This is a genomic window from Pseudomonas sp. LAIL14HWK12:I10 (genome assembly GCF_900184205.1).
GTDB classification, from domain to species: Bacteria; Pseudomonadota; Gammaproteobacteria; order Pseudomonadales; family Pseudomonadaceae; genus Aquipseudomonas; species Aquipseudomonas kermanshahensis.
In genome coordinates this window covers 426,796-444,149 of sequence record NZ_FXWU01000003.1, presented here as the reverse complement: position 1 = coordinate 444,149, position 17,354 = coordinate 426,796, and the positions used below count along the sequence as shown (strand labels likewise).

The window sequence follows — 17,354 nt, the reverse complement described above, 5'->3', positions numbered from 1 at the left end:
ACCTGTGGGAGCTGGCTTGCCAGCGATGAGGCCGGCACAAGCACCACAAGACAGTTGCTTCCACAACGATCGCTTCATTCTCCCCGCGCCCCTTCAGGGTGCAAAGTGGCCTGAAATAACAGCCTTTATGCACCATCAGTAAGCGTCCAGTGCCAGCTACTACCCCTCAATACGCTTGGATTACAGTTGGCGTGGAAGTTGCTGGCATTTTGATATTCGTGTCGCATGTGGTGAACTTAATGTCGCTTTCAAGTAGTTCCATGCAGTTGTCATCGAGCGAGCGGGGCTGGCTGCCCTGGTTCGGCAAAGCCGGCAAGTTCAGCATGGGGTGGGCGTGCCGCCTCAATCGTTCGAACTATGGAGAAATCGAGCAGACATTCGAAGCCATTGCCCAAACGCGGGTGCAGTTGCTGCACAACTGGGCGCGCGAACAATGGGATCACCTGGCAGAGTTGGCGGAATACCTGGCAGCAGACTTCGCTCATGTGCAGCCTTCGGCATTACTCGACAAGCTGGCACAGGCCGAAGACTTTTCCGAACTGAGTGTGATCGACTGCACGGGCAACGTCAGGGTATCCACTTGGCCAAAGCGTGGCAGCATGCAGATCGAGCAGCTCGCGGCGTTGGCCCATGGTTTGAAGGCGCCGTTTCTTCACGGGCCTTACAGCGACCCATTGACCTTGCAGATCGGCCCATCCTCGTCGCGTTTTCACGATGAGGTGACGCTGATGTTCTATCAGCCGATCAGGCACGCGGGCAAAGTCTTGGGCTGCCTGTGTGGCCGGGTCCCCAATGATGTGCTGGGCGACCTGATCCAACGCGAGGCCGGGCATATCTATGCCGAGTCGGGCGACAATTACCTGTTCATGGTGCAGTCACGCTTCGACCCGACCGTGCAGCCAGGCACCGCCTTGTCCCGTTCGCGCTTCGAAGACGGGACGTTTACCCATGGTGAAAACCTCAAGAGCGGCGTGCGTACGCCCTGGAGCACTGTGCAGGTGCAGCGCCATACCGAGTTGGAGCTGCGCTTCACCGACCCCGCGACGCGTGAACTGCACCCCGGCGTGCGGGAAACCATACGGCGTGGCGCCAACCTGTTCGTGACGTACCCGGGTTATTCGGACTACCGCCATGTGCCGGTGGTCGGCAAGGGCGTGACCTTCCAGTTACCAGGGTCGCCCGACCGCTGGGGCATGATGTGCGAGGCAGACTTGGAGGAGGTCTACCGCCGCCGTTCGCTGAGCTACCGGTTAATGAAACCCTACGTGGCGACCATGGTTGGGCTGTTCGGCTGTAATTACCTGGTGCAGCATTACGCCGGATTGCCACAGGGGGTGAACGACGCCATCCAGGCCCTCAGCATGCTCGGCGCTACGCTGCTGTTCGGCGTGCTCGGGCCCAGGCGCCTGGCGGCCAGGTTGAACGGCATGAGCGGTGTGCTGCGTACCATCGCCGAGGGTGAGGGCAACCTGCGCCAGCGCCTGGACACGGGCGCCCTGGCCAATGACGAGAGTGGCGACATGGCGCGCTGGATCAACAGTTTCATCGACCGCCTGGATGCCGTGGTGGGGCAGGTGGTCAAGGCCAGCCGCACGGTTGGCAGCACCAACCAGATGATGCTCGGGCGCAGCCAGGAAGCGAGCGTGAGCTCTGTCGAGGTGGCCGATGCGGTGCACCAGATGATGATCATCATGGAGGAGCAACTCGGTGAGCTGCAGCAGGCGTCGGTCAGCGCCGAACAGATGAAGCAGGCCATGGACGAGGTGGTCAGCCGCGCCCGCGAGCAGTACCTGGCTGTGCAGGCAGGCACCCAATCGATTCGCGATGTGGTGGCCCGCTCGGCCTCGAGTGTGCAGCTGCTCGACAGCCGCATGGCGCAGATTGGCAATATCACCGGGCTGATCAGCGACATCACCAACCAGACCAACTTACTGGCGCTGAATGCCGCCATTGAGGCGGCACGGGCGGGCGAGCATGGCCGTGGGTTCGCGGTGGTGGCCGATGAAGTGCGCAGCCTGGCGGCCCGCACCGCGCGGGCGGCCGACGATATCCGGCACATGGTTGAAGGCCTGCAGAACGAAACGCAGCTAGCGGTGAGTTTTATGGAGGAGGGCGTGCAGAACGTCGATGATAGTTTGCGCCTGGCCGAGGATGCATCGTCGGAGAACGTGCAACTTCATCAGGCGGTGGAGGGCATGTTCGCCATCATCCAGCAGCTCAACCGCCGCAGCATCGAGTACGGCAAGACCATCGAGCAGGTTAACCACTCCTCCAGCGAGATGCGCCAAACCGCAGTGGTGCTGCAAAACAGCGCGCAGAAGGTGAAGGTGGATGCCGGCAAGCTGCAGAAGCTGGTGGGGCAGTTCGAGGTCAGCGGTGATGGCGAACGGGTCGCTGCCGCTTGAGCGCCGACGGCGCCTCACTCAACTCACCCAGAATTCGCGTAAAAGTGCGAATTCTGGGTTGTACGCTGCCAATTAGAAGTAGGTAGTTACCCCGGCAAAGTACGCCCGACCGGGTACGTAAAAGCTGGTCGAGTCATCACGTGGATCTTCATCCAGCAGGTTCTGCACGCCGACGTTCAGGGTCAGCCAGCGGGTGGCTGACCAGTTGGCGGTCAGATCGTACGTGGTGTACGACTTGACGAAGTCGGTGCCCAGGCCGCGTTGCTTGCCCACGTGCTGAGCTGACAATTCTGTGCCGATCCGTTCGGTGATCTGCCAGTCGATAGCGCTGAACAACGACAGTTTCGGCGAGCTGATCAGGTCTTCACCGGTCGACAGGTTGCGGCTTTCGAGCATGTAGGTAGCGTTGGTGCGCCAGCTGGCATTTTCCCACAACGGCACTTTGGTGCTGCCTTCCCAGCCGCGGGTGCGGGCTTCCTCAGCATTTTCAAGCATGGTCCACCAACGGCCCTGGAAATACCCCAGCGGCGCGTACTCGATTTTGTCCTCGAAGTCGGTGTGGAAGTAAGTGAGGCTGGCCTCCCAACCGTCGCGGTCGAAGGAGACACCAATCTCCTTGTTGGTGCTGATTTCTGGGCGTAGGTTCGGGTTGCCGGCCATCCAGCAACTGCCGGTGACGTAACCCAGCGGGCGTAGCGATGTACAACCGCGACCGCCCGAGTTGGTCGCCGCGCCAGCACTGCCTTCTTTCAGGCTGGGGGCACGGAAACCTCGTGACACGCCACCGCGCACCGTCCAGTCAGGGTGAGGGTGATAGACCAGGTAAGCACGTGGGCTGTTATGGTTGCCGTATTCGTCGCTGTGGTCGAAGCGGTTCCCCAACGTCAGCGATAGGTTATCGAGCAGAAACAGCTCGTCCTCGACGAACAGCGCAGAGTAGTCGCCCTCAAGGTCCGCGCCGCCCACCGCTGCCCCTTGGTAATCAACGGGTACGGTGCCCAGCGTGTCGGTGTTGGTCAGTTGCTCACGCTTCCACTGGCCGCCAACGGTGAGGCGCTGGTTTACCAATAGGTCAAACGGGATGTTAAGGCTACCCTCGACGATTTTTTCTTCCGAGTTAGCCTTGCCCTCGCTGAGGTCGTTGTTGAACTTGTTCAGGTAAGCGTCGATACGCGAGGTGCCAAAGCCCCAGTCGCCGTGGTGGGAGACTACGAAGCTATCACGGGTGAGGCGTCCGGCACCGAAGGCTTCACCTACCGTGTCACCCCAGTCGCCGTAGGTTTTCTTCGACGACCACGAACGCTCGACGCCTTGGATCGCTTCGAAGGACAACTCATGGTTTTCGTTGAACTGCCAATTAAGCAACGCGTTGACGCTGTGGTCTTTGGCGCCGCCGGCGCCGTCGTTGTAAACGAAGTCACCCAGTGCGTCGAGGCGTGGCGCGGCTTCGTCGGCAGCGCGCCGAGTCAGGTTGGCGCCCAGGCGCAGCCCCAGGGAGTCGGTGACAGGGCCAGAAAGGTTAACGCTGGTCTGGTTGGTCTGACCGCGGTCGGAGTCTTCCGGGATCGTGGTGTTGACGTTGAGCGAGCCGCTCCACTCACGGGACACTTTGCGGGTGATGATATTGATCACGCCGCCCATGGCGTCTGACCCATACAACGATGACATCGGCCCGCGCACGATCTCGATCCGCTCAATCATGTTCGGCGAGATCCAGTTGATGTCCTGGCGACCCAGATCACGGCGGTAATTCGTGTCGGCTGAACTGCCGACGCGTTTACCGTCCACCAGGATCAAGGTGTATTTGTCGTCGAGGCCGCGCAGCTTGATTTTCGACTGCTCGCCCACCGGGCCGTAGCCCCCGGTGACGCCGGGTATGCGGCGTAGCAGGGTGTTCAGGTCGTAGACCGGCTGTCGCTCGATTTCTTCCCGGGTAATGACGCTGACACTGGCCGGCGCGTCGCGCACATCAGTGCCGCCGCCCGTGGCGGTGACGAACGAAGCTTCCAGTTCTGTGGCGGGGAGCGGTTCAAGCTCATGGGCTTCCTCGGCCTGGACGGCAGTCGCGGTGAGCAGCGCGACGGTGAGCAGGGCACGGGAAAAAGGTGGGCATGGCATCGTGAAACAGTCCTTGTCGAGCGGTTGGATTCCAGGGGCAGAATGCAATCGGGGCAGGACACTAACGCAAATGAGAATTGTTTAAAAGAAAATGTTAAAAATAATTTACTGAAAATTTACAAAAAATTGACCCAGCGAAGGGGCATTCCAGGCTTGCAGCCACGGCTACCTGACGGCAGGCCGTTACCGGCCCGCACACCAAGAATCTGACAGTCCCGAAAGAGCATTCAGGTCGCGATCAATCCACCCAGCGCCACAGCGGCTCATCTAACAGCCCAACACCGCGCAGCTGCGTTTGCCCCTGGATCTTCTCCAGCTCCAGCACATTGCAGCCATCACAGGCCGACAGCGCCTCTATCAACGGGGCGCTGTGAGACACAACCCAAACTTGGCTACGACGCGAAGCGCGAATGATCAACCGCGCTAGCGCAGGAAGCAGGTCAGCATGCAAGCTGGTTTCCGGCTCGTTCAGCACCATCAATGACGGCGGCCGTGGCGTCAGCAGTGCTGCCATCAACAGCAGATAACGCAGGGTCCCATCCGACAATTCAGCACCCCCCAGCGGGCGCAAAAGCCCATGCTGATAGAGCTGTACGCTGAACAGCCCACCCGGCGGTGCATCAATCGCCAGGCGACTCCCAGGAAACGCGTCATCCAGTGCCGCTACGAGGTCCTCAACCTCACCAATCTCGATGATGGTCTGCAATGCCGAGGCAAGGTTGCGCCCATCGTGATGCAGAACCGGCGAGCGAGTCCCGAGCTGTGGTTGACGGCAAGGCGCGTCGCGGTCGATGCGGAAGTGATCGTAGAACCGCCAGCTGTTGATGAACGCCCGCAGCTCCCCGATCTCAGGTGCTTGGCGTGGCCTGCCAACGATGTTGAAAAAGCTCTCACAGCTGTCGGCATGTTGATCGAGTACCGTCCAACTGTTTCCCTCCCGGGCACGAACCATCGCGTTTTTACGTTCAACCAGCAAGGACGATGGCCGGTACGCGCCGGCGGCCCAGATGGCTTCGGTTTTGATCTCGGGGTCGAGCATGAATGCGCTGGGATAGGGCAGGGGAATCGGCAGGCCGAGTGAGATGGCAAAGCCGAAATCTTCGGTGGCGAAGCCGAGCCGCAGGCGTTTGGCGTCGCTCGGGTGCTGGCCTTGGATGGGCACTTCACCGCGCTTCATGCGTGCGCTCATCTCAGGCCCCGCCCACCAGGTCGAATCCAGCCCGCCTTCGCGAGCGAGCGCTTCGATCACGCCGCCCTGAGCGGTTTCGGCGAGCAGGCGCAGGGCTTTGTACAGGTTGGATTTGCCGCTGCCGTTGGCACCGGTCACCAAGTTGAGTTGGCCTAATGGCAACACAAGGTGGTTGATCGAGCGGTAGTTGCCGATGGCGAGGGTGGTGAGCATGCGGGGCGTCCCAGCTTGAACTGAGTGGCCGATTGTGGCGGAACTGGAGCGGCCTTACTACCGCTCAACGTGGGCCTTTTCTTGAAACGCTGGGGCCGCTATGCGGCCCTTTCGCTGCACAAGGCCGCTCCTACAGGGGGCGGCGTTGGGCCTGTTATTCTGCCGTTATGCCGCCCTGAAGCAGCGCCGACTCAGATCCACACGTCGTTCAAGGCTGTGCGCTCACCCCCTTCATGGCCGGTATTCAGCACGCCGCGTGGCTCGATCATCATCAGTTTCGCTTCGCCCTGGGCCGCTGTCCTGTGCTCCACCCCACGTGGCACCACATACAGTTCGCCCGGGTTCACATAGACGCAGCCCTCGGGCAGGTCGATGCGCAACGTGCCTTCAAGCACAAGAAACGCTTCGTCGGTCTCAGGGTGCGAATGCCAGATGAATTCACCCTCGATTCGCACGACCTTGAACTGGTAGTCGTTCATTTCGGCGACCACTCTCGGGCTCCACTGTCGATCGATCAGCGAAGCCTTTTGGGCCAGGTTTACAGGTTGCAAGTTGGTGTCGGACATGACGGATCCTCTGTAGTTGAGGTAGTCAGCCTATCGAACCCAAAGCTCGCGACGCTTGTACGATCCTGCAAGTCAGCGCGTAGGCCGCAGCCGTTCCAGCCAGCGCAACGGCGACACGCCATAGCTGCGGGTGAAGTGCCGGGTCATGTGGCTTTGATCGTGAAAGCCCGCAGCCAGGGCTGCATCAACCAGCGTGAAGCCATCCAGCATCAGCCGCCGAACAGTGTCCAGGCGCCGCAGCGTGACAAAGCGATAGGGGCTGGTGCCGTAAAGGGCGCGGAAGTCCCGTGACAAGCTCCATTGCTCGCGCCCGCTGGCCTGTTCGAGCATTTCCAGGGTGATGCCCAGGTGCAGGTGCTCCATGATGAATGCCCGGGCGCGCTCGGCCGAGCGGTAGTCCAGGCGTTTGCGACCGCGTGGCTTGCCGCCGACTGCACGCAAGGCCATGGCCAGGTCATAGACGGCGTCCTGCTCTTCCAGTGTTTCCAGGGGGTGGTCCAGTGCCTGCACGAAGGCTTCACTGGCGCGGTACAGGCGCGGGTCGCTGGACAGCCCGCCAGCAATGAAGGGTAACGGCTCACCGCTGAGCACGTTTTGGATCAACGCCGGGTCGATGTAGGCCATGCGGTAGCGAAAGCCCGCATCCGTGCCGGCCATGCCGTCATGTACTTCGTCAGGGTGCAGGACCAGCGTATTGCCGGGTACGCCGTGGCACAGTGCCCCCTTGTAGTGAAAGCTCTGCACGCCTGCGAGGGTGCGGCCGATCGAATAGGTGTCGTGACGATGCGGATCGTAGCCATGGCTACCGAACCATGCTTCGATCCGCTCTACGCTGCCGGGTTGAGCGCTGCGTATGACCCAGTCCGAGGTGGCTGCGTGGGCTGTTTTACGTTCCATGGAGGGGCTTTCCTGCCGGGTTCCCTGCGTGACTGTGACTTGAAAACGGTTGCCTACTAATTAAAGCTGCACTCAGGTCAGAGGCCTGAACCCCTAAGCCAGATCGGGGGTCCTAGCGTACAGAAAACGCGAACCAAGGAGGGGTATGTCCCACGTGAAATGCACCCAATCGCTTATGCTATTGCTGGCAGCGGCCACACTCGCCGCCTGCGTCCCCTGGAAGCGCGAGCGCCCCGCCTACGCAGACCTTTGCCAATCCGAATTCCAATTCAAAGTGCCAGGCCCGCAGGGGGAGACTACCCTCTACCTGGAAACCTACCTCTACGACCACGCCGCCCACTGGAGCGACCGGCCAATCGAGCAAGTCCTGCACGTCGAGTACCCCGGCGAGAAGTACGCGCGGCGTGAATTCTATGTGCAACTGATCGCTTACAACAAAAACCGCCAGCGTCCGTCGTCCAGCTCCACCCGCGGCGAGCCGCCGATCCCGATCCTCTACGACAGCCGCCAGGCCTCTATCACCTTCGAAGATGGCTCACGCCTGCAGGCGCGGCCCGAGGTGTACCTAGGCATCGACAAAACCTACGACTATCCGCTCGTTTACCCAACCGCCGCGCGCCCATCGCCCTACGACATCAACAGCGACGAAGTACACCGCAACATCCCCAAGATCACCAACAACAAACGCTACGGCTCCGCTTATGTGATTTTCCAGACGGACAAGTTCGATGCCAATTCCAAGTGGACCATCCACCTGGGCGCGCTAGAGGTTCAAGGCCAGAAACTGCCTATTCCCCCGATCAAACTCTGCTACCAACCTGTGAAGAAATGGATCGGTATCGAGCCTTTGATGCGGCCATGAGGTAATGCGTTTATCGGCATGGAGGGGTATTCCACCGCTGTGGTGCTGCGCCCCTATATTTGAACTGCCCAACTGCAGGGGTGCCTAACGAACATCAACCAGAGGGCAGCACGATGACTGAGCGCGAAGACGACCAGAAGCAACAAAGCCAAGTACCGGCGCATTCCACGGAAGAGGAAAAGGCCAAGCTTAAGGACAAGAACAAGGATGGAATCCCGCCGGGTGCTGAGTGACGCCCGTTGGTTGCGGCGCGGGCACTGCGGCGTAAGGCAAGGGCTGCATCGGTAATCAGTAATTGACAGCGGCCCTACAGCTGACGACCATCCCCAAATAACGACGCCCCGCTGCACCCAGCTCCCCCTGCGTCAATCCATTCGTTTACAACCGTTACAGTGAGTGACGGTCCGCATCAGATCAGGACGATGAACGACTACGCCCTAAAACTCGCCACCTACTGGCGTAACTCCCTCGCTGACGCTGAAAACGGCAATGGCGCACTGACTTCCGATAAATCCAAGACACTGACCCCCATCCTTTTGGAGCACGTCAACAAAGGCTGCCTGCCTGTGGAACTGGCAGACCCCTTGTTTACCAACGAGCCCGCCTCGACTGCGACAGTTAAGGTCACCCTTCGGCCTTGGGTATTCGAAGCGCAACTGGAACACGGCAAGACGCGTTCGGGTATACCAGCCACGGTCACGCCGGTGATGTGCACTGTGCTCGTTGCGCGGGATGGTCGTCTTTATCCAACCAGCCAGACCTTCGTGCCACGCGATATTCTCGAACCGCTCGACAGGGGCACGTTCTGCATCGGCGCGCAGTCGGTGCTTGATGAGTTCTTGAACGCCAGGGAGGTACCTGCCTTTTCTCCTCCCGAAGGGGAGCAGGTGCTGGATGCGCAGAAGCACCACGAGCAATGGCGCCTGTTCATGCGTTTTTGCTGGAAGATGTTGCTCAAGGTCGGCAAAGGCTGGGACCCAACGGCAGACGGCCTGAGTCGAGCTGAGCACGGCCTGCTGTTCAAAGAAGACAAAGCCGACGGCTTCAGCCAGAACATCGTCAACCTGTACGACTACCTGCGCCAACACAAGCCCGCCGTAGCGCTGTTCGAGCGCTTCGCCCAGCGCGCCCCAAGCCTGGACGAAGCCTGCCTGCCTGCCAATAGCCTGTTTGCCGCACGGCTTGGCCATGCGGGTGACGAATACGCACTGGCGCCGGCCCAGCGTGACGCCTTGGCTCATCTACTGGCAGGCGAGGCGGGCGAGGTACTGGCTGTGAACGGCCCGCCCGGTACGGGTAAGACGACGCTGGTGTTGTCGGTGGTCGCATCGCTATGGGCCAAGGCTGCCGTGGAGGGCGGCGAGCCACCGGTAGTAGTTGCCAGCTCCACTAACAACCAGGCAGTCACTAATATCATCGCGGCTTTCGGCAAAGACTTCGCCGAGGGTAGTGGGCCTTTCGCGGGACGTTGGCTGCCCGACGTTCATAGTTTCGGTGCTTATTTTCCGAGAGCCTCGGCCGAAGCGGAAATGGCCACTGTCTTCCAGACCAAAAGCTTTTTCGCCGAACTGGAATCAGAGGCGTACCTGGAGAGGGCGCAGCAGGCTTATCTGGAGCACGCAGCGTTGGCGTTCCCAGGCGTTCAAGAGATGAGCGTGAAGGGTGCGGTGGACCTGCTGCGTCAGCAGATCGTCGATCGTCAGCAGCAACTTGCTGTTATCGAACAGGCGTGGATTGCCCTGAGTTTGGCACGGGAAGCTGTCCAGGCAGCGTTGGGCGACGACCCGCAGGCTGATATCCAAGCACGAAAGGCGGCGCTGGCTGGCCATGTGCAGCCATTGGAAAACGTACAGAAACGGCTGAAAAATTTCAGACATTACCAGGCCCACGAGCCGCTGTTTTACAGCCTGTTCAGCTGGATCCCCCCCGTGGCGGCCAAGCGGCTTCGGCTGGCCAAGCTGCAGCTAGATAGCGCCGATACCCCGCTGCACAATGCCTTGAGCTTGAGTGAAATCGAAAGCCGTCTGGTGGCGGCCGAGAATGAAGCGCGTGCACAGCATCAACAGCTAACTGCCCGGTTACAAACTGCACAGCAACTGCTTGAGGCGCAACAGCGTTCGCTGCAGCACTGGCAGGGTGTGATAGGCCCGCTGGCCGGGTCGATTGGCAAGCCTGCAGCTGAAGCCACGCTCGATGACTGCGACGGTTGGGCCGATACGACGTTGCGCTTCGACATTTTTCGGTTGACCACACACTACTGGGAAGGGCGTTGGCTGTTGGAGGTAGGCGAAGACCTGCCTGCCATTGTCAAAAGCCGCACGAAAACCGGCAGGAAAACCCTCGTCAACAGCTGGCGTCGCTGGATGAAGCTGACGCCTTGCGTGGTCTCGACGTTTTTCCGCCTGCCCAAAGAGCTGTCGTGCAAGCGCTACGATGATGGCGACTACATCGACGATTACCTGATCGACTTCATCGACCTGCTGATTGTCGACGAGGCCGGACAGGTGCTGCCAGAGGTGGCTGCGCCATCGTTCGCCCTCGCCAAGCAGGCGCTTGTCATCGGTGACACGCAGCAGATAGAGCCCATCTGGTCGATCCCGGCCAAGGTAGATATCGGTAACTTGACGAACGCCGGGCTGATTTCACACAGCCAGGTCGATGAGGACTACGAGGCCTTTTGTGAGGGCGGGCGCAGCGCGGCGAGTGGTAGCGTCATGGCGATCGCCCAAGCGACCAGCCGCTATCACTACGATCCCGATTTGGCACGAGGCATGTATCTGTACGAGCATCGTCGCTGCTATGACTCGATCATCAGCTTCTGCAATGCCCTCTGCTACAAGGGCAAGTTGCTGCCACGGCGTGGCCAGAAGCCAGACGGGGGCTTGCCGGGCCTGGGCTACCTGCATATCGATGGCAGATGCCAGCAAAACAGCCAGGGTAGCCGTGACAACCTGCTTGAAGCGCAGACGATCGCGGCCTGGATACAGGCCAATGAAGCCGAGTTGAGGCAGCGTTACGAGGGCAAGGCGCTGTTTGAGATCCTTGGTGTGATCACGCCATTCGGTGCGCAAACCAGTGCCATCGTCGACGCCTGCACCGCGCTGGGTATTCACGCCGGTAAAGGGGCGGGCGAAATTACCGTCGGCACGGTGCATTCGTTTCAGGGCGCGGAGCGGCCTGTGGTGATTTTCTCGGCGGTGTATTCCAAGCATGCCGATGGTGGTTTTATCGATCGCCGAGATAGCATGCTCAACGTCGCCGTTTCGCGGGCCAAGGACAGTTTTCTGGTGTTCGGCGATATGGATGTGTTTGGCCAGGTGCCGGTCAGCAAACCGCGCGGATTATTAGCGAAGTACCTGCTGGCGGACCCTGCCAGCGAGCTGCAGTTCGAGTACCAGCCCAGGCTTGACCTGCAAACGGCAACTACCGGGTTGAGCCATTTGCATGAGTGGGAGGAGCATGACCGGTTTCTGATGCAGACGCTGAAGACTGCTCGCCAGCAGGTACAGATCGTGACCCCGTGGGTCAGGCTACACTGCTTGCAGACAACCGGAGCATTGCAGCAGATGCATGCTGCTGTGCAACGTGGGGTGCAGGTTGAGGTGTATACCGACTTGCTCTTGAACACGGATACCTCACGTCAAAAACCCAAAGGCGAGCCACAGAAAGTGGTTGAATTCGAGGCTGTGCTTGCTCACCTGCAGGCGCAAAATGTTCCTGTGCGTGTGGTCAGCAAAGTGCACAGCAAGATGGTCATGGCAGATCAGGAGGTGCTGTGTGTTGGCTCTTTCAACTGGCTGAGCGCCCAGCGTCAGGGTGAGTATGTACGCCACGAGACCTCGATGGTTTATCGGGGCCCGGATGTCAGCGAGGAGATCCAGGTCAACCGCAGCAGCTTGGCCAGTCGGGTGACTTCATATGGGGGAGGGGCCTGAGGCGCCGAAACCAAATGTCAGCAACTTTTCAGTCCAATAGCCTGGTCATCGACCTGGAAGTCGTCCCCGCCAAGGGGGACAAACCCGATCGCATCATAAAAGTCGGCGCCACAAGGCCTGACCTGGATAAACAGATAGATGTAGCGGTCAAACAAAACCTTGCGCAGGTACTGGCTGAGGTCGATACGCTTTCGCACGGTGCTGGCTACCTGCTGGGGCACAATATCATCGAGCACGACCTGCCCATCCTTCTGCAACAGGCACCGGCACTGGCCCTGCATGCGCTGCCGGTAATCGATACGTTGCGTCTGTCACCGCTGGCGTTTCCGCAGAACCCGTACCACCGGCTGGTCAAAGACTACAAGCTGATCCGCGACAGTCTCAACTCGCCGCTTGCCGATTGCCGTTCAACGCTGGTTTTGTTCAGCGACCAGCGCGATGCATTCGCGCAGTTGAACGAGGTCAACCAGGCCGAGTTGCTGTGCTATCAAGCGCTGCTGGCCCCAGGTCTGGACAGCGACCTGGGCACTTTTTTCGCCTCCCTGACTGGTCGGCAAGCGGTGTCTATCGCGCAGCTGCGCCAGCTGATTCCAGGCCTGTTGACGGAAACCGATGCGTCGACAGGTCGGGATCTGAAAGTGTGCAACACCCGTTTGCAGCAACTGCTGGGCACTGAGCTTGAACAGAGGGATTTGCACTTGCCTTTGGCCTACGCACTGGCGTGGCTACGGGTGTCGGGCGGCAACTCGGTACTCGCGCCGTGGGTTCGGCATCAGTTTCCGGGGGTGATGCGCCTTATTCGTGAGCTGCGCGATGTGCCTTGTGGCCGTGCGGATTGCCAGTACTGCCTCACCACCCACGATCCACGCCATGAACTCAAGCGCTACTTCGGTTTTGCGGACTTCCGCTACGAACGCCCCGGCGAGAGCCTGCAGCATGACGTGGTACTCGCTGGCATGCAGGGGCAGCATGTGCTGGCCATTCTAGCGACAGGCGGCGGCAAGTCACTGTGTTACCAGCTGCCCGCGCTGAACCGCTTTCATCGCAACGGTAGCTTGACCATCATTATTTCGCCGTTGCAGTCGCTGATGAAGGACCAGGTGGACGGTCTGTTGGAGCGCAGCGTGCAATGCGCCGCCACGCTCAATGGCATGCTGACGATGCCTGAGCGTGCCGATGTGCTGGAGAAAATCCAGATGGGGGATGTCGGCATCCTGTTGGTATCCCCCGAGCAATTTCGCAACAGGGCGTTTCGCCGTGCCATTCGGCAGCGACAGATCGGTGCCTGGATTTTCGACGAGGCGCACTGCTTATCGAAGTGGGGCAATGATTTCCGCCCCGACTACCTGTATGCATCGCGCTTCATTCGTGAGCACACGGGCGACCAACCACTTGCACCAATCGGTTGCTTCACGGCAACAGCCAAACCGGATGTATTGGCTGATATCCGGGCGCATTTCAGGGATGGCCTGGGCATCGAGTTCGCCCAGTTTCTGGGCAGCCATGAACGTACCAACCTGAGTTTTGAAGTACAGCCTTGCAGCCGCGACGAGAAGTGGCCGAGGATCCACCATTTGCTTGAAGCAGAGCTCGGTGGCCAGGAAGGTGGGGCGGTGGTGTTCGTTTCAAGCCGTAAGGGGGCTGAAAAGCTCTCGGACTTTTTGATCGAGCAAGGTTGGTCCTGCCGGCATTTCCACGCCGGCCTTGAGCCCAACGACAAGAAGGATATCCAGGACGACTTCAAGGCCGGGCGTATCCGCATCATTGTCGCTACCAATGCCTTCGGCATGGGGGTCGACAAGGCCGACATTCGGCTGGTTGTTCATGCAGACATCCCAGGCTCGCTTGAGAACTACCTGCAAGAGGCTGGCCGGGCCGGGCGTGACCAGGGCGCGGCACGCTGCGTGCTGCTTTACGATGCGCAAGACATTGAAACCCAATTCGGCCTCTGCGAGCGCTCCAGGCTCAGCCTGCGCGACATCCAGCAAATTTTGCGCAAGCTACGTTTTGAGTACGCCAGGCGCAAGGGCGGTGAATTGGTGATTACCGCAGGCGAAATCCTCATGGATGAGGACGTCGAAACCTCGTTCGATGCCGGCGACATCGATGCTGAAACCAAAGTGGTCACCGCCGTTGCCTGGCTGGAGCGCGGGCAATACCTAAAGCGGGAAGAAAACAGCACCCAGATCTTCCCGGCGCGTTTGAGCCTGAGCGAAGGGGAAGCCAGCCAGCGTTTACACAAGGCCAACCTGTCGAAGCGGCGCCATGAAGAGTTCGACGCGATCCTGAAGTACCTTTACCGCGCCGAGGCCGACGAGCGGGTCAGCACCGACAACTTGATGACACTCACCAGCCTCACCTCTGAAGAGGTCGTCAGCACATTAAGGCAGATGGAAGCGCTGGGGTTGCTGGTCAACGACACCCAGTTGACCGTACTGCTGCGCCATGGCGTGGTGGGGGCTTCGAGCCAGCGTCTGGCACAGACCCTGGCCTTGGAGGCGGCCCTGTTCGAATTACTCAGCGAACTGGCGCCGGACGCACACGATGGCAGCTGGCAAGACTTGAACCTCACTGCACTGACTGCGGGCCTGCGCGCAAGGCTGGAGCAGGAAGATCTTATCCCCCTTCAAGTGTTGCGCCTGCTGCATAGCCTGTCCTACGACCGCGAGAGCAACAGCCAGCCACGCAGCAGTTTCGAACTCAAGCAGGTCAACCATGACTACATCAAGCTCAGGATCCAGGGTAAATACAGCTGGGCACAGCTCGAACGCTTTGGCGAAAAACGACGGATCATTGCCACAAAGTTGCTGCAATTTCTGACCAGCAAGCTGGCGCCTGCTTCAAAGGGCAAAGATCTGATGGTGCAGAGTACTTTCGGTGAGCTGGCCGGCTTGATCGAGTCGGACCTCGTCCTCGCTCAAGCCGTGCAGGCCAACCAGCGCCAGAGGGCCATCGAGCACGTGCTGCTGTACCTGCACAAGCAAGAAGTGCTTACGCTTAACCATGGTATGACAGTGATGCGCAGGGCAATGACCATTGAGGTGAATGCCGAGAAAAAGGGCAGTTACCTTAAGGACGACTATTTGCGCCTGGACGAGCATTACAGCGAAAAGCGCATCCAGGTGCATGTGATGCGTGAGTATGCGCAGGTGGCCCTGGAGGCGATGGCAAGTGCGCTGGAGTTGGTACTGCATTACTTCACAGACTCGAAAGATGCTTTTTTACAGCGCTATTTCTCTGGCCGCGAAGAGGTGCTCAAGCACGCCACCAGCGAGGAGTCGTGGCGTTCGATTGTCGAAGACCTGAGTACTCAGCAGCGGCTTGTGGTGGTCGATGACGACGACATCAATCGCCTGGTGCTGGCTGGGCCGGGCTCAGGTAAGACGCGGGTCATCGTGCACCGCATCGCCTATCTGTTGCGCGTGCGGCGGGTACCGGCCCATGCGATCGTGGCCCTGACCTTCAATCGGCATGCTGCCAATGAAATTCGCAAGCGGCTTCTACAGCTGGTGGGTGCGGATGCTTACGGTGTCAGCGTAATGACTTACCACAGCATGGCCATGCGCCTGACTGGCACCCGTTTCGAGCGAAAGGACGGAGTGGATGAAGGGGCGCTCAAGCAGGTGCTGGAAAATGCCGTACTGATGCTGGAAGGCAAAGGCATGGCTGAAGGCGAGGATGACCTGCGAGATCAGCTATTGCGTAGCTATCGCTACATTCTGGTGGATGAATATCAGGATATCGACGCGCTGCAATACCGTTTGGTGAGTGCACTGGCCGGCAGGCAGTCCAGCGAGGAGGGCCGTTTGTGCATCTTGGCGGTGGGTGACGATGACCAGAACATCTATGCGTGGCGCGACACCAACAACCGTTATATCGAACGTTTCCGCGAGGATTATTCGGCCACCACCAGCTATTTGATCGAGAATTACCGCTCGACGCAGCACATTATCGCGGCAGCCAATCAGTTGGTAGGCCATAACCCCGAACGGTTGAAGGTTGCCCACCCGATCCGGATTGATCGCAGTCGCCAGTCGAACCCTCCAGGTGGCGCCTGGCAATCGCTCGACCCAGGGCGTGCAGGGCGGGTTGCACGCCTGGCCATTGACCCGGTTGACAGTGGTGTTGGCAATGTTCAGGCCCAGGCCGCCATGAACGAGCTCAAGCGCCTTCTGGCGCTGGAGGAGGGCGCCTGGCACGGTTGCGCCCTGCTTGCGCGTACTCACCAATATTTGCTGCCGGTTCAGGCCCTTTGCGAGCTTGCAGGCATTCCCTATTTTCTGGCTGCCGACAAAGACAGCGGGTTGCCGATCACACGGCAGCGTGACTTCGTAGCGGTGGTTGATCAACTGCGGAATATTGGCAAAACACTGACTGCGGCAGAGGCGTGGGCGCAGGTTTCGGTGAATGTCAGTGCCGGCTGGCGCAGTTTTTTTGACGAGGCCTTTACCCAGTTACACGTCGAGTTGGGGGAATGCCAGCTTCGCTGCAGTGCGGTTGTCGAATGGCTTTATGACTACGCCCGGGAAATGCGCCAGCAAGCACGCAATGGCCTGTATCTGGGGACTGTGCATTCGGCAAAGGGGCTCGAATTCAGGCATGTGGTATTGCTTGATGGCGGCTGGAATACCCAGGCAGAGGGGCTCAACGATGAACGTCGGCTGTTTTACGTAGGCATGACGCGGGCCGAACAGACGTTGACGTTGTGTGAATTCAATGCGGCTAACCCGTTCAGTGGCAGCCTGACAGCAAACGTCGCACCCTTGGTGTTCAAGGGTGACCATGACCGGGCTTTGGAGCGGCGATTTTTGCAGCTCGGGTTGCGAGACATCGATATCGGTTTTGCCGGGCGCACTGCGTCGACGGATGTCATCCATGAAGCACTGCGAGGGTTGCAACCGGGGGATGAGTTGCAGCTTGTGAGGCAGGGTGACCGGTATGAGATACGCGATGGGCTGGGGCGTGTGGTTGGGCGAACCGCCAAGTCGTTTGTGTTGAACATTGAAGTGGAGCGATGCGAGGTGGCAGGGGTGCTGGTTCGGTATCTGGAAGATACTGAGGAGCAGTATCGAACGTGGCATAAATCTGAGCGGTGGGAGATTGTCGTACCGCGGGTGTGTGGCACGAACTGCATCGGGAGGCCATGAGCCAGCAGACTAGCCCACTTGC

The 17,354-nt window shown here is 59.7% G+C and carries 9 protein-coding genes; 4 read left to right on the top strand and 5 right to left on the bottom strand.

Annotation, left to right across the window (positions count from 1 at the left end; all coding sequences use genetic code 11):
• Window positions 1–239: 239 nt before the first annotated feature.
• Window positions 240–2,405 carry a methyl-accepting chemotaxis protein gene (locus tag QOS90_RS09040; protein WP_027596160.1) on the top strand — a complete coding sequence of 722 codons (2,166 nt, stop codon included), beginning with the start codon at window positions 240–242 and terminating at the stop codon, window positions 2,403–2,405.
• A gap of 72 nt (window positions 2,406–2,477) precedes the next feature.
• Here the strand turns inward: QOS90_RS09040 and QOS90_RS09035 are convergent, their stop codons facing one another.
• The 4 genes from QOS90_RS09035 to QOS90_RS09020 form a co-directional block, all read right to left on the bottom strand.
• Window positions 2,478–4,523, bottom strand: coding sequence for a TonB-dependent receptor domain-containing protein (locus tag QOS90_RS09035; RefSeq protein WP_027596161.1), 2,046 nt, complete (start codon window positions 4,521–4,523; stop codon window positions 2,478–2,480).
• A 238-nt stretch (window positions 4,524–4,761) separates the two neighbouring features.
• A complete protein-coding gene (locus QOS90_RS09030) occupies window positions 4,762–5,925 on the bottom strand; it encodes an AAA family ATPase (protein WP_027596162.1) in 1,164 nt (387 codons plus the stop codon).
• Between the two features lie 191 nt (window positions 5,926–6,116).
• Window positions 6,117–6,491: a cupin domain-containing protein gene (locus QOS90_RS09025; protein WP_027596163.1), complete on the bottom strand. Its 375-nt coding sequence runs from the start codon at window positions 6,489–6,491 to the stop codon at window positions 6,117–6,119.
• Window positions 6,492–6,563: 72 nt separating this feature from the next.
• Window positions 6,564–7,388, bottom strand: a complete 825-nt coding sequence (locus QOS90_RS09020; protein ID WP_085273110.1) for an AraC family transcriptional regulator — start codon at window positions 7,386–7,388, stop codon at window positions 6,564–6,566.
• A 175-nt stretch (window positions 7,389–7,563) separates the two neighbouring features.
• Here QOS90_RS09020 and QOS90_RS09015 point away from each other — a divergent pair, with 175 nt between their 5' ends.
• Window positions 7,564–8,250 (top strand): hypothetical protein, encoded by a 687-nt coding sequence (locus QOS90_RS09015; RefSeq protein WP_371918136.1) that lies wholly within the window; start codon window positions 7,564–7,566, stop codon window positions 8,248–8,250.
• A 437-nt stretch (window positions 8,251–8,687) separates the two neighbouring features.
• Here QOS90_RS09015 and QOS90_RS09010 read toward each other — a convergent pair whose 3' ends face one another.
• Window positions 8,688–9,491 carry a hypothetical protein gene (locus tag QOS90_RS09010; protein ID WP_218190600.1) on the bottom strand — a complete coding sequence of 268 codons (804 nt, stop codon included), beginning with the start codon at window positions 9,489–9,491 and terminating at the stop codon, window positions 8,688–8,690.
• On the opposite strand from QOS90_RS09010, the gene QOS90_RS09005 reads away from it, so the two are divergent.
• Window positions 9,483–12,185, top strand: a complete 2,703-nt coding sequence (locus QOS90_RS09005; protein WP_218190601.1) for an AAA domain-containing protein — start codon at window positions 9,483–9,485, stop codon at window positions 12,183–12,185. The genes QOS90_RS09010 and QOS90_RS09005 overlap by 9 nt on opposite strands.
• 14 nt (window positions 12,186–12,199) lie before the next feature.
• Window positions 12,200–17,332 (top strand): RecQ family ATP-dependent DNA helicase, encoded by a 5,133-nt coding sequence (locus tag QOS90_RS09000; protein WP_085273113.1) that lies wholly within the window; start codon window positions 12,200–12,202, stop codon window positions 17,330–17,332.
• Window positions 17,333–17,354: the final 22 nt, after the last annotated feature.